Origin of the sequence: Burkholderia sp. IT-111MI5 (assembly GCF_949752865.1) — a bacterium.
Classification (GTDB): domain Bacteria; phylum Pseudomonadota; class Gammaproteobacteria; order Burkholderiales; family Burkholderiaceae; genus Burkholderia; species Burkholderia pyrrocinia_C.
This window is the reverse complement of record NZ_CATKIF010000055.1, coordinates 148,446-163,343: the sequence shown is the minus strand read 5'-3', so window position 1 is coordinate 163,343 and position 14,898 is coordinate 148,446. Positions and strand designations below refer to the sequence as shown.

Here is a 14,898-nt window from a genome sequence, read left to right as displayed (position 1 = left end):
CCCGTGCGGCGGCGAATTCCGCCTATTTGGGATCGCGCGCGGCAACGGCTCCATTGCCGCAGCGCAGCAATCCACGCGCACGAGCGGCCGACGCCCCGCGGGCCGGAACGGCGGCCCATCAGAAAATCATGCGCAGCGCGGTGAATACGAGCATCCCGACGACGATCGTGCCGAGCATGCTGCGCCGCCACAAGAACCAGCCGAGGCCGGCGAGCGCCGCGTAGAACGGATGGTTGGACAGCGCGAACGACAGCCCGGCCGGCGTTTCGAGCACGTCGGGCAGCACGACGGCGACCAGCGCGGCCGCCGGTGCGTAGCGCAGCGCGCGCTGCGCGCGTTCGGGCAGCACGGTGCGCTCGCCGCCGATCAGGAACAGCGCGCGCGTGACGGCCGTGACGATCGTCATTCCGATGATGACGATCCATATCTCGGTCGCGCTCATTCGATCTCCTTCTCGTGCACGGTTTCGGTGCGGATGCGCCGCCAGTCGGCCCGTTCGACGAAGAAATCGGCCGTGCTGCCGGCCGCGAGCGCGGCGAGCACCGCGAGCGGCAGCGCGAGCCGGTACGGCAGGTCGAACGCGACCAGCGACACGATCCCCGCGACCGCGACGGCCGCGAGCGTCGAGCGGTTCGCGACCGCCGACACCATGATCGGGATCAGCGCGAGCGTGCCGGCCAGTTCCAGCCCCCAGCTCGCGGGAAAGAAGCTCGCGAGCAGGATGCCGGCGAGCGACGACACCTGCCACGACGCCCAGCTCGCGAGCGCCATCCCCCAGAAATACGCTTCCTTGCCCGGCACGTGGCCGTTTGCGAAGCCCTGTTTCTGGAACAGCAGGTAGATCACGTCGCCGTTGAAATAGCCGATCGCGAGGCGCCGCCACAGCGGCAGGTAGGAAAAATGGGGAGCAAGCCCGGCGCTGAAGATCACGAAGCGCGTGTTGACCATTGCGGCCGTGAGCAGCACGGTCCAGATCGGCAGCTTCGCGGCGAGGAGCGGCAGCACCGCGAGCTGCGACGAGCCTGCATAGACGAGCAGCGACATCGCGCTCGCCTGCCCGAGCGTCATCACCGACTTGCTCATCGCGATGCCGGTGACGAGCCCCCAGGACAGGATCGCCATCAGTGTCGGGGAATAGTCGCGCGCGCCCTGGATCAGCGCGAAACGGTCGGTGGCGGACAATCGAGCGAGCATGGGAAAGCGGGCCGCAGCGGGCGGTTCGTCGGGACGCCGGCGCCTCCTGCCGGCACGACCCGTCGTTATTGGAATCGGTACCGGGCGATTATAGCGCCGGCCCCGCGCCGACCGACCGGATCGTCGCCAAATGACGCTAAAATAAGCGTCTTTCCGGCTCAACGCTGCACACAACCGCATCCCAGGAGAATCCTATGTCAATGGCCGACCGCGACGGCAAGATCTGGATGGACGGCAAGCTGATCGACTGGCGCGACGCCAAGATCCACGTCCTGACCCATACGCTGCACTACGGCATGGGCGTCTTCGAGGGCGTGCGCGCGTACAAGACGGCCGACGGCAGCACCGCGATCTTCCGCCTGCGCGAGCACACGAAACGTCTGCTGAATTCCGCGAAGATCTTCCAGATGGACGTGCCGTTCGACCGGGAAACGCTCGAAGCCGCGCAACTCGAAGTCGTGCGCGAGAACAAGCTCGAATCGTGCTACCTGCGCCCGATCATCTGGGTCGGCTCGGAAAAGCTCGGCGTGTCGGCGAAGGGCAACACGATCCACGTCGCGATCGCCGCGTGGCCGTGGGGCGCGTACCTCGGCGAGGAAGGCCTCGCGAAGGGTATCCGCGTGAAGACGTCGTCGTTCACGCGCCACCACGTGAACGTGTCGATGGTGCGCGCGAAGGCGTCGGGCTGGTACGTGAACTCGATCCTGGCAAACCAGGAAGCGACGGCCGACGGCTACGACGAAGCGCTGCTGCTCGACGTCGACGGCTACGTGTCGGAAGGCTCCGGCGAGAACTTCTTCCTCGTGAACAACGGCAAGCTGTATACGCCCGACCTGTCGTCGTGCCTCGACGGCATCACGCGCGACACGGTCATCACGCTCGCGAAGGACGCCGGCATCGAGGTGATCGAGAAGCGCATCACGCGCGACGAGGTCTATACGGCCGACGAGGCGTTCTTCACCGGCACGGCCGCCGAAGTCACGCCGATCCGCGAGCTCGACAACCGCACGATCGGCAGCGGCGCGCGCGGCCCCGTCACGGAAAAGCTCCAGTCGGCGTTTTTCGATATCGTGTCGGGCAAGAACGCGAAGTACGCGCACTGGCTGACGAAGGTCTGAGCGCGCCGCGCCACCGACCGCCCCCACAAAAGAGTGATAAGAGAAAGTCTCATGAGTGAAATCAAGGAAATGCCGCTGGTCGAGCTGACGGCCAAGGATCTTCCCGCCTACTGCCCGAACCCGGCCATGGCGCGCTGGAGCGCGCACCCGCGCGTGTTCATCGACGTCTCGCACGGCGAGGCGCGCTGCCCGTACTGCGGCACGCGCTACAAGCTGCGCGACGGCGAGGTCGTCAAGGGCCACTGAGCCCGGGCGGCCGGGCCCGCGGGCCCGCCGCTCGCGAGGCGGCGCAGCCGGATGCCCGGCGCGCCGCCGTTCTCCATTCTGGCAACCCGAACGCGGCGCCCGCGCGCCGCGCTTCATTACGACATCGGAAGTCCACCTGATGCGTCGAGCGCTGGTTATCGCACCGAACTGGATCGGTGACGCATTGATGGCGCAGCCGCTTTTTGCGCTGCTGAAGAAGCTCCATCCCCGCATCGCGATCGATGCGGTCGCGCCCTCGTGGGTCGCGCCCGTGCTCGAGCGGATGCCCGAGATCCACGATGTCTACGCGACCGATCTCGCGCACGGCAAGCTGCAGCTGCTGCGCCGCTGGCAGCTCGCGAGCGACCTGCGCGACGTCGGCTACGACGCGGCGTACGTGCTGCCGAATTCGCTGAAGTCCGCGGTGATCCCGTGGCTCGCGAACATCCCGCTGCGGATCGGCTACACGGGCGAGCACCGCTACGGGCTGTTGAACGTGCGGCACGCGAATCCGACCAAGTCGGGCGAGCGGCCGCCGATGACGACCCACTACGCGGCGCTCGCGTACGCGCCGGGCGCGAAGCTGCCCGAATCGATGAAGACGCTGCCCGCGCCGCGCCTCGACGCCGACCTGAACGAGACGGCGCGGGTTTCCGCGCGTTTCAATCTCGATACACGCAAGCCGCTCGTCGTGTTCTGCCCGGGCGCCGAATACGGCCCGGCCAAGCGCTGGCCGCCCGAGCACTTCGCGTCGCTCGCGACGATCGTGCACCAGTCGTTCCCGTACACGCAGATCGTCGCGCTCGGCTCGCAGAAGGACGCCGCGGCCGCGCAGGCGATCGCCGACCACGCGCCGAACGTGCGCAACCTGTGCGGGCAGACGTCGCTGTCCGAGGCATGCGCGCTGATCGCGCGCGCGAACGCGGTCGTCACCAACGATTCGGGGCTGATGCACGTCGCCGCCGCGCTGCGCCGGCCGCTCGTCGCGCTGTACGGATCGACCGATCCGCGCCACACCCCTCCGCTGTCGGACCTGGCGAAGGTACAATGGCTGCATCTCGAATGCAGTCCCTGCTTCGAACGCGAGTGCCCGCTCGGCCACCTGAAGTGCCTGCGCGAACTCGGTCCCGAGCAGGTATTCGGCGATTTGCGCGGCATGCTCGTCGGGCAGCGCTGACCCTGGCCGGCAGCGTCGCACGACGCGCCGGGCAATCCGATTCACCGGTGTGCGGCGGCCCCATCCGGGCCGCCGTGCTGAATACGGCGCGCGACGCGCGCGAGAGACAACCCCGATGCCACGTTTTGCCCGCCTCTTCGAAGCCGCTGCCGATACGCTGAACGCCTACTACCAGGCCGTCGCCGATGCCAATCTCGACGCGCTGCTGGCGTTGTGGATCGACGAGGATTTCGCCAGCTGCGTGTGGGCGGACGGCGAGCATCTGCACGGCCTCGACCAGATCCGCAGCGGGCTCGCCAACCGGCTCGCGACGCGCCCGGTGACGATCGAACCGCTCGACATCCGCGTCTACGACAGCCTCGGCACGGTCGTCTACACGATCGCCGAAGCGCATCAGCAGGCCGACCTGACGGCCGAACCCGACATGGTTTTCGCCACGTACGTGATGATCCACGAACGCGGCGAGTGGCGCATCGCGCACATCCACGCGAGCCCGATTCCCGAACAAGCGGCCGGGCAGTTCGCCGCGAAGATCCGTCATGGGCAGGGCCCGCTGCACTGACGAAAAGACGAAGCAACGCATACGCGGGGCGATCATGAGTACGGCTTCTCCGCCCACCTCGCCGCTCGCCGGGGCTCCGGTCCCGGACGACGACACACTGCGCTATCGCGCACCACGCTGGCTGCCGAACAGCCATGCGCAAACCATCGTGCCCGCGCTGTTCGCGCGACGACCGGCCGTCGCCTACCGACGAGAGCGATGGGAAACCCCCGATCACGACTTCATCGATCTCGACTGGGTCGCCCATCTCGACAGTGCGGCGCCGCCGCCCGATGCGCCGCTGTTCGTGCTGTTCCACGGCCTCGAAGGCAGTTCCGGCTCGCACTACGCGCTCGAGATGATGGCCGCCGCACGCGCGAAGGGCTGGCACGCCGTCGTGCCGCACTTTCGCAGCTGCAGCGGCGAGATCAACCGCCAGCCGCGCTTCTACCATCTCGCCGATAGCGCCGAGGTCGACTGGATCCTGCGCCGGCTCGCCGCGCAGCATCGCGGGCCGCTGATCGCGGCCGGCGTGTCGCTCGGCGGCAACGTGCTGCTGCACTGGCTCGGCGAGCATCGCAGCGACACGTCGATCCTGCGGGCGGCCGCCGCGATCTCGACGCCGATCGACGTGCATGCGGGCGGCCGCGCGCTGTCGCAGGGGTTCGCGATGGTCTATACGCGCAGCTTCCTGAAGACGCTCAAGCGCAAGGCGCTCGCGAAGCTCGACCAGTACCCGGGGCTGTTCGACCGCGACGCGATGCTGCAGGCCGTGACGATGCGCGACTTCGACGAGGCCGTGACCGCGCCGCTGCACGGTTTCGCGAACGCCGACGACTACTGGACGAAGGCGACAACGCGGCCGCTGCTGCCCGCGATCGACGTGCCGACGCTGATCCTCAACGCCCGCAACGACCCGTTCCTGCCCGAATCGGCACTGCCGGGCCCGGCCGACGTATCGCCGGCCGTCGAGCTCGACCAGCCCGAGACCGGCGGGCACGCGGGATTCATGACCGGGCCGTTCCCCGGCCGCCTCGACTGGCTGTCGGCGCGGGTGTTCGGCTATTGCTCGAAATTCGTCGACCATGGATGACATCGTCAGGCAGGCGCTCGCAAAATGGCCGAACGTGCCGCACTGCACCGGCTGGCTGCTGCTCGACCGGCGCGGCGAATGGCGGCTGCGCGACGACGCGGCGCAGGCGGCCGGCGAGCTCGGCTCGCCGATCCGGCATGCGGCGCTGAACGCGTTCATCGGCCGCAACTACGAATGCGACGCGCGGGGCCGGTGGTTCTTCCAGAACGGGCCGCAGCGCGTGTACGTCGAGCTCGCCTATACGCCGTGGGTCGTGCGGCTCGCCGAGCGCGACGGACAGCTCACGCTCACCGACCAGACGGGCGCCGCGTTCGAACCGGACGAAGCATGGCTCGACGATGGGGGCGGCGTGCTGTTTCGCGATGCAGGCGCGCCGCCGCGCATCGCGGCGCTGCACGACCACGATCTCGGGCTGTTCGCCGATCACGCGGATTTCGACGCCGCGCCGCCCGTGCTGCGCTGGCGTGACGGCCGCGCGCTGCCGCTCGGCGCAATCGTCTGCGCGGACGTGCCCGCGCGGTTCGGCTACGTCGCGAGTCCGGCGCGACAGGCACGCGACGCGGCCGACAACGGCAACTGACCCGCACCCGCCCTTCCCGCGTTCGCCGCGCGCCGGCCGCTACCCGCGGCCGTTCTTCTCGTCGTCGCGCTCTTCCTTGTAGCGCGCCTCGAATTCCAGCAGCCGCGCGCCGATGATCGACTGCTCGTAGAACGACACGTCCTTCGCATCGCGCGCTTCCTTCAACTGGCGGATCGCCGACGGCCATGCGCCATCGAGTGCAAGTTTCTCCGCGAGCGCGCGGCGCCGCGCGAGCACGTCGCCCTTGCCGTCGCTCGCCTTCGCGAGGTAGTCCCACCAGTCCGGCTGCTCGGGATCGGCCTGCGCCTGCGCGCGTGCAAGCGCCTGCGCTTCGGCAAAGCGGCGGGCGGCGATCAGCGCCTGCAGGTGCGCGACGATCGCCGCGTGCGACGCCGGCCAGCGCCGCTGCGCGAGCGCCGCGAGCCGCACCGCGTCGTCGGTCCGGCCCGCACGGCGCGCGATGTCGGCGGCCAGCACGTCGAGGCTCGGCGAACTCGTTGCCGGGTCGTCCTCGCGCCGCTCACGCGCATCGAACGCGCCGCGCGCCGAAGCGAGCGCCTTGTCCGCCGCGTCGTACTGGCCGAGCAGCGTGTTCGCGAGCGCGATACCGTACCAGTTCGCCGCGACGTTCGGCGCCGTGCGATCGTCGATCTCGAGCTGCATCCGGTGCGCCTCGGCCGAGATGTCGGTCGGCGCGCGGTTCTGCAGGACGCGCAGCCGCGCGCGCACGAATCCGTACTCGGTCGACTGACGCGGCTGCCGGTACGGCGCGCGACGCGCGCGATCCTCCATGTCGGCGATCCGCTCGCCGGTCAGCGGGTGCGTGCGCGCATAGGCCGGCACGCCCGCATCGCCCATCGACGCGCGTTCGAGCCGCTCGAAGAAACCCGGCATCCCGTACGGGTCGTAGCCCGCGCCCGCGAGCAGCTGGAAGCCGACGCGATCGGCCTCGCGCTCGGCCGAACGCGAGAAGCGCAGCTGGTTGTCCACCGCATACGCCTGCCCGCCCATCGCGATCGCGCTGCCGAGATCGCCGCTTCTCGCGAGCACGCCGGCCAGCACGCCGAGCAGCATCGTCGCGAGCGCCGTGTAGCCACTCTTCTCGCTCGCGCCGATCATCCGCGCGATGTGCCGCTGCAGCACGTGGCCCATCTCGTGGCCGACCACCGACGCAAGCTCCGATTCCGTCTGCGTCGTGACCACGAGCCCGCTGTTGATCCCGATGAAGCCGCCCGGCATCGAGAACGCGTTGATCTGCGGATCGCGCACCGGGAACAGGTCGAAGTCCGGCGTGTAGCCGCCGATGTAGCGCGCGGCCGCCGCGGCTGCGAGGCGCGCCGCCATCGCGTTCAGGTAGTCGCGTACGAGCCAGTCGTCGAGATAATCGGGATCGCGCCGCACTTCGCGCATCACGCGCTCGCCGAGCCGGCGCTCGGCCCGCGGCGTCAGCGAACCGCCGGAGCCGTCGCCGAGGTCGGGCAGCTCGAGTGCGCGCAGCGGCGCGCGCAGGCTCGCGGCCGGCGCCGACGCGCCGCCCGCGCCCGAAAACCGGCTCTCCGCACCGCCGTACGTGCCGAACACGCCGGTCGCGATGCCGGGCGGCACGGTGGAAATCGACGAGGAGCCGCCGGCCGCCGGCTCGAGCGGCGGCGCGGACGCGCTCTGCGCATGGCCGCTCGGCGGCAACGCGAGCGCCGCCGACAGCGACACGGCAAGCAACTGTTTGACACGCATGGCAGGATGAAAACGACGCCGTCCCGCGCGCCGGGCGCGCATCGCGGCGTTTGGTCTGAATATTCGGGTCATTGTACCGGCGCATGCGCGACTGTCTCGTGCCGCGCATGCGTCATCTGCGCCCCCGGCGACGCGAATGCCGCTGCTATGATAAGCGCCCGTTGAGACGGAGCAAGACATGTCAGGACTCACCCATTTCGATGCCGCCGGCCATGCGCACATGGTCGACGTCGGCGGCAAGCAGGAAACCCGGCGCATCGCGATCGCGCGCGGCACGATCCGGATGCTGCCGGCCACGTTCGCGCTGATCCGCGACGGCAAGGCGAAAAAAGGCGACGTGCTCGGCGTCGCGCGCATCGCGGCCATCCAGGGCGCAAAGCGCACGGCCGACCTCATTCCGCTGTGCCACCCGCTCGCGCTGACGCGCGTGGCCGTCGACTTCGAGCTCGACGATGCGCTGCCCGGCGTCCACTGCGGCGTGCAGGTCGAGACGTTCGGCCGGACCGGCGTCGAGATGGAAGCGCTGACCGCCGTGCAGGTCGGGCTGCTGACCGTCTACGACATGTGCAAGGCCGTCGATCGCGGGATGGTGATCACCGATGTGAGCGTGCGGGAAAAGCGCGGCGGGAAGTCTGGGGACTGGAAGGCGGAAGACGCGGCGGGTTGAAGCCAGCGCACCGCCCGCCTGCAAATTCGAGATAAAACCGGTTTTCTCATACAATTACCGGACTCCGCACGGGAGAGCGTGCGAACCCACACAAAAAAAGCGAGCACTGGTGATGAATTCGCAAGCGTCAAGAAGCGCCTTGCTGGCCGGACCGGTTCAGCACGAGCGGCTTGTCAAACTGGATACGCCGCTCGGCCCCGACGTCCTGCTGCCGCATCGCGTCAAGGGACGATCGCGGCTCGGGCGCCATTTCGAGTTCACCGTCGATACCGTCTCGGTGTCCGACAGCCTCGAACTCAAGAAACTGATCGCGCAGCCGGTGACGCTGTGGATCCAGCAGGCCGACCGGTCGTACGCGCCTCACCACGGTTACGTGCATGCCGCCCGCCGGCTCGGATCGGACAGCGGCGTCACGCACTATCAGATCGTGTTTGCGTCGTTCCTGCACTTCCTGAAGTTCCGCCGCGATCAGCGCATCTGGCAGGACCGGTCCGCGGACGACATCATCGCCGACGTGCTGAACCAGCATCCGCAGGCCAAGGGGCGCTTCACCTTCAGGCTCTACCAGCCGCTGCCGTCCCGCTCGTTCTGCATGCAATACGAAGACGACTGGAATTTCGTGCATCGCCTGATGGAATCGGAAGGCCTGTACGGCTTCTGGGAACAGGACAAGGACGGCAAATCGCATCGGCTCGTCATCGTCGACCGCATCGACGCGTTGCCCGCGCTGTCGCCGCGAACAGTGCGCTTTCATCACGCAGGCACGGGCGACGAAGCCGACACGCTCGTCCAGTTCTCCGGTACGCGTACGCTGCGAAGCGTCGAGCGCACCACGCGCACGTTCGACTACAAGCAGCCGCCCACCGCGTCGAATCCGAAAGCGACCCATACGCCGACGATCGCGAACCAGGGCGACCTGCCGCAGCAGCTCGAAGTCTACGAATACACGGGCGCCTACACGTATCCCGAGCAGTCCCGCGGCGACCATCTGTCGAAGATCTGGATGGAGGAGCAGGAGTCGCACGCGAAGCGCTTTCACGGCGTCGGCGGCGTGCGGCGCATGGACGCGGGACGCACGTTCGAGTTCGCGGATCACCCCGAACACGACAAGGACGATGCCGGCCAGCGCGAATTCGCCGTGATCGAGACCGCATGGATCATCGTCAACAACCTGCCCGTCGGCGACGGGCAGGCCGCCTTCCCGCACAGCCTGCAGGCCGAGGTCGGCAGCATCGTGCAGGCCGGTGGCGCCGACTCGTCGCGCGTTCGCCATCCTGACGGCAGCGAGGGCTTTTTCCGGATCAGCATCGAAGCGCAGCGCACGACCGTGCCGTTCCGCAGCCCCCTCGAACACGCGAAACCGCCGATGCACCTGCAATCGGCGATCGTCGTCGCACCGCAAGGCGAGGAAGTCCATACCGACGAACTCAACCGGGTCAAGGTGCGCTTCCATTGGGACCGCCTCAACGACGGCGACGAGAAAGCATCGTGCTGGCTGCGTGCCGCGACGTCGGATTCGGGCAACGGCTACGGCGCCGTGCACCCGCACCGCAGCGGCGAGGAGGTGCTGGTCGATTTCCTCGGCGGCGACTGCGATCGCCCGATCATCGTCGGCAAGCTGTACAACGGCGCGACGAGCCCGCAGTGGCATACCAACGGGATCCTGTCCGGATACCGGTCCAAGGAATACGCGGGCGCCGGCTACAACCAGCTGGTGCTCGACGACGCGACCTCGCAGAACCGCGTGCACCTGTACAGCAGCCAGACCAACGCGCACCTGCATCTCGGCTACCTGATCGACCATTCGGGCAACAACCGCGGCAGCTATCTCGGCAGCGGCTTCGACCTGCGGTCCGACGCATACGGCGCCGTGCGCGCGAACCGCGGCCTGTACGTCACGACCCATCCGAAACGGCCGGCAAGCCAACCGCTCGACGTCGAGGAGACGCAACAGCAACTCGTTCGCGCGGAAGGCCTGATGGAGGCGATGTCGGATGTCAGCGCACAGCATCAGGGCGAGTCGCTCGACCCCGGCCACGCGGCGCTGAAGCAGTTCACCGACGCGACGCAGAACAGCGTGAGCGGCAGTGCATCGGGCGGCCGAACCGCCGGCGGCGGAACCGGCAGCGCCAATGCGTTCAAGGAGCCCGTGATGCTGTTCGGCAGCCCGGCCGGCATCGGGATGTCCACGCAGCAGTCCACGCAGCTTGCCGCGGACCGTCACATCAACCTCGTCAGCGGGCAAAGCACGCACGTCGCCGCCGGAAAGTCGCTGATCGCGAGCGTCCTCGACCGGATCAGCCTGTTCGCGCAGAACGCGGGGATGAAACTGTTCGCCGGCAAGGGCAAGGTCGAAGTCCAGGCGCACGCGGACAACATCGAGCTGACCGCGCAGAAGGCGCTGAAGCTGATGGCGGTCACCGAGTCGATCGAAGGCGCCGCGGCGAAGGAAATCCTGCTGACGTCCGGCGGCGCCTACATCCGCATCGCGAACGGCAACATCGAAGTGCATGCGCCCGGCAAGATCGACATCAAGGGTGCGCAGCATGCGTTCAGCGGCCCCACGCACCTGTCGCAAACCATGCCGACGCTGCCTAACTCGACCGGCAACTACGATCAGGCGTTCATCGCGCACTGGGCCGGCACCGACATTCCGGTCGCAAACACGCGGTACCAGATGTTCTCGAACGGCAAGCTGCTCTCGGAAGGCGTCACCAACGCGGCGGGAGAGACGGGGCTCACACAGAGCCACGTGCCGCATGACGTCGTCGTCAAGTTTCTAGGGAAATCGCATGGCTGACGGACAACAGGAAAAGGTGCTCGGCACCGGCTCGGGGATGCTGACGCCGACGGGGTACAAGGATCGGCCGAAGGTCGATATCAACATTTGCGACAAGCATGTAACGCCGGCTGCGGATTCCATCGTCGGCACCTGCCCGTTCTACTACCAGCCGCTGCACGGCGAGTACTGGCAAACGGTCGAGAAGGTCAGCAAGTCAAGTGCATGGGAGACCGTCAAGAAATTCGCCACCTCATGGGATCCGTGGAAAGACAAGGAAGTCGCCCGCCGCCTGCTGCATCGGCGAGAGAAGCTGATCGAAGTGCGCAGCAAGGATTCCGACTGGTCGCGCCACGGCAATTTCATGATGCGGCATATCGGGTGCGGCCACAAACCGCCCGACTACTATGTGAGTTACGGCTACTACTATTGCTCGGATTACGGCGCCAATCTCTATCCCACCCTCACGCCAAAAGGAAAGAAATGGCTTGAAAACGCCCGGTGGTGGCTTCAGAGATACATCGAGATCGGGCTGCAGCGGAACATGCAGGGAGACCTGATCGCATTCCAGAGTGCGAAGCCGGGCAACGGCGAGCTCTCGATGCAGGTGGAACAATACGAGCTGGAAGTGGACCAGGGCGGGGAAACATTCAAGACCTTCGCCTTCGTCACGCACCCATTGGCTTATCTGGACGGAGGGCTGGCCGGCCTGCCGGTCGAGGATCTGGTGAAGATTGGCAAACGGCCCAACATGCAGGAATGGGGCGATGGGCGCACGCTCAAGCAGGCATGGGACGCCGGTATCCCCGTCGCCAAACAGAAGGCACGCGATTGGAGCTCCGATGCGGTCGACAAGGCACGCGAATGGGGCAACGACGCGGTCGACAAGGCGCGCGAGTGGGGCTCTGACACATCCGAAGAAGTCAGCCGCGCGCTGGATCGTTTGCTGAAAAAGTAACATGCAAAAACACAAGCGCTGGAAATGGATCGCCGGGGGCCTCGTTGCCCTGGCCATTGCAACATACGGGTACGTGAATATGACGACGGGCTGGGAGACGATTTCGACAAGCTTCATGCGGGACGACACGCCGTACGGCGGCGGCAACTTCCGCATCAAGGACAATGACGTCATGAGCGTCAAGCTCGCCAATCCCGAGGTGACGTTCAAGCCCACCGCCGAATCGAACGAACCGCAGCGGGCCGAGCCGACCGAGGCGTGGATGAACGACACCGGCGAATTGCTGAACCGCATGACGATAAGCTTCTTCCGGGGAACCGTCGACGGCGGGATGCAACGCCATTTCCAGCAGGTCGGCCAAAGCGCCGCTTGGTGGTACTCGCCGGACTGGTCGGTTCAGTTCATCAGCACGTCGTGGATGAACTACAAAGCCCCCGAGGCGCAAGGCGGCGATGCGCCGCAAACCACGAAACTGTGGAAGTCGACCAATGGCGGCCAGACATGGTCGCAGCTTCAATGGCCCGAAAGCCAGAACATCGGTCGCCTGCTCTTCCTCGACCCGCAGCGCGGCTACGCGACCGGCTGGGGGCCCCGCGTATGGCGGACTTCGGACGGCGGAAACACGTGGCAGGCGATCGACGTGCCGGCGGGCGCGCATATCGCCGGCAAGACGCGCAAGAATTTCAACGCAATCAGTCTTGGTCCTGACGGCGTGCTGCGCATTGCGTACTACGTCGCTCAGACTGCCGACGCGCCGGCGCACAGCGTGATTGACCGGCTCGACTGGGAGCAGCACGCATTCGCGACGGATACCGTGCTGCCTGGCCAGGTCGTCACCGCGCTCGACACCACGCCGGGACCGGCATCACGCTATTCGCTGTACACGCTGTCGCGCCTCGACAAGCCGCAGAACGGCGAGGTTCGCGACAATGGCCGCCGCACGGGCGCCATTTCCACGTGGACGAGCGATCATCCCGAGTCGGTGCAGCAACTGCGCACGTTCGACGAAAAGCTCAGGCTCGACAGCCTGAGCGTCGGTCGCGACGGTCTTCTGCTCGTCTATGCAACCGACCCGAACACGGGGAGCGATGGCCGCGGCGGCGGCGCACCGATCGACCTGACGTTCAGCAGCACCGACGCCGGCAAGTCGTGGGATCAAACGACCGACAAGACCGCACAAGGCGGCTACTTCGACGCGCAGACCAACACGTTGTACTGGCTGCACGCATTCACGCTGAAGAAGCGGACCTTCTGACCACGCGCCGGGAGCCTCGGCAACCGGCCCTCGCTGCGGCAGCGCGATCATGGCGATCCGCAACCGCGGCGAGATATCGCGCTGCGCACGACAACGCACGCGCCGGCCGGCGGAGTGGCCCGGGTCGAATGCTTCGTTCATCGCGTCCGGCCGGATTGCTCGGGATTCATGCAATACCGCGCCGGGCCTCGATTCCGGTTCGGTATCCGGCCAGCCGCTTTCCGTCCTGAACGAAAAAAACGAAGAAAAACGTCGATGAAAAAAATGCTGACCCGCGCGACACTCGCGCTCTCCATCGTCTGCGCCGCACCGGCCGCCACCTTCGCCGCCGGCACCTGCCCCACCGCCGACACCACCGCGCGCGCGGCAATCGACGCGCAGCACCGCGTCCAGCAGGTCCGCAATCCGCAAGGCGACGGTGGCGGCAACGTCGACATCTCGCCGCCGCTGCGCGACGCGCTTCGCGCGTACAAGCAGGCGCTCGTCGGCGCGATCGACGCGCGGCTCGCGTGCAGCGACGAACACGTCGAACCGGCCGCACTGAAACGCACGCTCGCGGCCGCGCTCGGCGTGCCGGCCCAATCGGCCCAGTCGGCCGCACCGAAAAACGGCGAATCGGCGTTCGGCCGCAATCCGGACGTCGACGTCGAACGCGGCGGCACGTCCCGTCCGCTCCTCTTCGTGCGCGCCGGCTTCGACATCGCGTGCGGCGACGACAACCTGCTCACCGCGTACGCATGGGAAAACGGCGGCTGGCGGCGCGTGCTGCGCTGGCAGGCCGACGATTACAAGGACATCGGCGGCGCCTACGGCGGCGGCTTCTGGTTCTCGGCGCTGCCCGGCGGGCAGGTCGCGGTCGTGCACGGCACGCCGTGGTGCTCGTCGCGCTGGAGCCGGTTCGGCGCGGACGTGGTCGCACCGGCAAACGGCTCGACCGCGCAACGCACGCTGTTCCATACCGAACACGGCTACGTGATCGACGACGACGCGATCCGCTTCAAGATGCGCCCCGACGGCTTCGAGCTGCGCACGACGGTCGGCTCGCTCGACAGCGAAGTCATGACTCGGCCAGGCATCTTCCGCTACCGCGTCGACGGCGATACCGTGCAACGCGTGCAGCCCGCGGCGCTCAACGGCCGGGATTTCGTCGACGAATGGCTGAAGGTGGACGATGCGCTTGCGCGCGAATGGAGCGAGCCCGCCGCCGCCGCGGCTGCGCTGAAAGCCCGGCAGGCGTTCAACGCGGCAAGCAAAGCGCCCGATACCGGCTTCGCGTACGGCCCCGTGCGCGGCTGCTCGGACAGCAAGGAGCGCTTTCAGGTCGAACTGGATCTGACGGGCAAGAGCGGGGAAACGGTCGCGCGGCGCTATGCGCTGATTCGCCAGGAGCGCAACGGATTCACGATGCTCGGGCTGCGCAATTCGGCCGAACCGGCCTGCCGCGGCGCGAACCTGATGCCGCGGCACTGAACATCGGGCGCGCTCGGCGCAACGGCCGCGCGTATCGGCTTTCGACGGCCGTGCGCAACGGCGCGGTCGGCCAGCGGCAAAAACGG

15 protein-coding genes are annotated in these 14,898 nt (G+C 67.5%); 12 read left to right on the top strand and 3 right to left on the bottom strand.

Annotated elements, in window-relative coordinates; all coding sequences use genetic code 11:
* Positions 1-118: 118 nt before the first annotated feature.
* Both ACM6JT_RS27940 and ACM6JT_RS27935 read right to left on the bottom strand, forming a co-directional pair.
* Positions 119-442, bottom strand: a complete 324-nt coding sequence (locus tag ACM6JT_RS27940) for an AzlD domain-containing protein (protein WP_034178919.1) — start codon at positions 440-442, stop codon at positions 119-121.
* Positions 439-1,194: an AzlC family ABC transporter permease gene (locus ACM6JT_RS27935; RefSeq protein ID WP_034178920.1), complete on the bottom strand. Its 756-nt coding sequence runs from the start codon at positions 1,192-1,194 to the stop codon at positions 439-441. Before ACM6JT_RS27935 ends, ACM6JT_RS27940 begins: the two co-directional genes overlap by 4 nt.
* Positions 1,195-1,388: 194 nt before the next feature.
* Between ACM6JT_RS27935 and ACM6JT_RS27930 the strand changes: the two genes are divergently transcribed.
* The 6 genes from ACM6JT_RS27930 (at position 1,389) to ACM6JT_RS27905 (ending at position 5,949) form a co-directional block, all read left to right on the top strand.
* Entirely contained in the window at positions 1,389-2,312 is a 924-nt protein-coding gene (locus ACM6JT_RS27930; RefSeq protein WP_047898927.1) for a branched-chain amino acid transaminase, read from the top strand.
* A gap of 51 nt (positions 2,313-2,363) precedes the next feature.
* Entirely contained in the window at positions 2,364-2,558 is a 195-nt protein-coding gene (locus tag ACM6JT_RS27925; protein WP_006749970.1) for a zinc-finger domain-containing protein, read from the top strand.
* A 139-nt stretch (positions 2,559-2,697) separates the two neighbouring features.
* Positions 2,698-3,735 carry a lipopolysaccharide heptosyltransferase II gene (waaF, locus tag ACM6JT_RS27920; protein ID WP_027785312.1) on the top strand — a complete coding sequence of 346 codons (1,038 nt, stop codon included), beginning with the start codon at positions 2,698-2,700 and terminating at the stop codon, positions 3,733-3,735.
* A gap of 115 nt (positions 3,736-3,850) precedes the next feature.
* The gene (locus ACM6JT_RS27915) at positions 3,851-4,297 is read left to right on the top strand and encodes a nuclear transport factor 2 family protein (protein ID WP_034178922.1); all 447 of its coding nucleotides are present in this window, start codon (positions 3,851-3,853) and stop codon (positions 4,295-4,297) included.
* A gap of 34 nt (positions 4,298-4,331) precedes the next feature.
* Positions 4,332-5,369 (top strand): hydrolase, encoded by a 1,038-nt coding sequence (locus ACM6JT_RS27910; RefSeq protein WP_034179416.1) that lies wholly within the window; start codon positions 4,332-4,334, stop codon positions 5,367-5,369.
* A complete protein-coding gene (locus ACM6JT_RS27905) occupies positions 5,362-5,949 on the top strand; it encodes a DUF2946 family protein (protein WP_175748927.1) in 588 nt (195 codons plus the stop codon). The genes ACM6JT_RS27910 and ACM6JT_RS27905 overlap by 8 nt, the downstream gene beginning before the upstream one ends.
* A gap of 39 nt (positions 5,950-5,988) precedes the next feature.
* On the opposite strand, the gene ACM6JT_RS27900 is transcribed toward ACM6JT_RS27905, so the two are convergent.
* Entirely contained in the window at positions 5,989-7,683 is a 1,695-nt protein-coding gene (locus ACM6JT_RS27900; protein WP_243564863.1) for a M48 family metalloprotease, read from the bottom strand.
* Between the two features lie 178 nt (positions 7,684-7,861).
* Here ACM6JT_RS27900 and moaC point away from each other — a divergent pair, with 178 nt between their 5' ends.
* The 6 genes from moaC (at position 7,862) to ACM6JT_RS27870 (ending at position 14,812) form a co-directional block, all read left to right on the top strand.
* Positions 7,862-8,350: a cyclic pyranopterin monophosphate synthase MoaC gene (moaC, locus tag ACM6JT_RS27895; RefSeq protein WP_034178925.1), complete on the top strand. Its 489-nt coding sequence runs from the start codon at positions 7,862-7,864 to the stop codon at positions 8,348-8,350.
* A 112-nt stretch (positions 8,351-8,462) separates the two neighbouring features.
* Entirely contained in the window at positions 8,463-11,150 is a 2,688-nt protein-coding gene (locus ACM6JT_RS27890; RefSeq protein ID WP_414857701.1) for a type VI secretion system Vgr family protein, read from the top strand.
* The gene (locus ACM6JT_RS27885; protein ID WP_414857700.1) at positions 11,143-12,087 is read left to right on the top strand and encodes a hypothetical protein; all 945 of its coding nucleotides are present in this window, start codon (positions 11,143-11,145) and stop codon (positions 12,085-12,087) included. Before ACM6JT_RS27890 ends, ACM6JT_RS27885 begins: the two co-directional genes overlap by 8 nt.
* Before the next feature lie 79 nt (positions 12,088-12,166).
* On the top strand, positions 12,167-13,342 hold the full coding sequence (locus ACM6JT_RS27880) for a WD40/YVTN/BNR-like repeat-containing protein (protein WP_105390093.1): 1,176 nt from the start codon (positions 12,167-12,169) through the stop codon (positions 13,340-13,342).
* 49 nt (positions 13,343-13,391) lie between these two features.
* Positions 13,392-13,601, top strand: coding sequence for a hypothetical protein (locus ACM6JT_RS27875; protein ID WP_146120796.1), 210 nt, complete (start codon positions 13,392-13,394; stop codon positions 13,599-13,601).
* The gene (locus ACM6JT_RS27870) at positions 13,598-14,812 is read left to right on the top strand and encodes a hypothetical protein (protein ID WP_105390027.1); all 1,215 of its coding nucleotides are present in this window, start codon (positions 13,598-13,600) and stop codon (positions 14,810-14,812) included. The genes ACM6JT_RS27875 and ACM6JT_RS27870 overlap by 4 nt, the downstream gene beginning before the upstream one ends.
* Positions 14,813-14,898 lie beyond the last annotated feature (86 nt).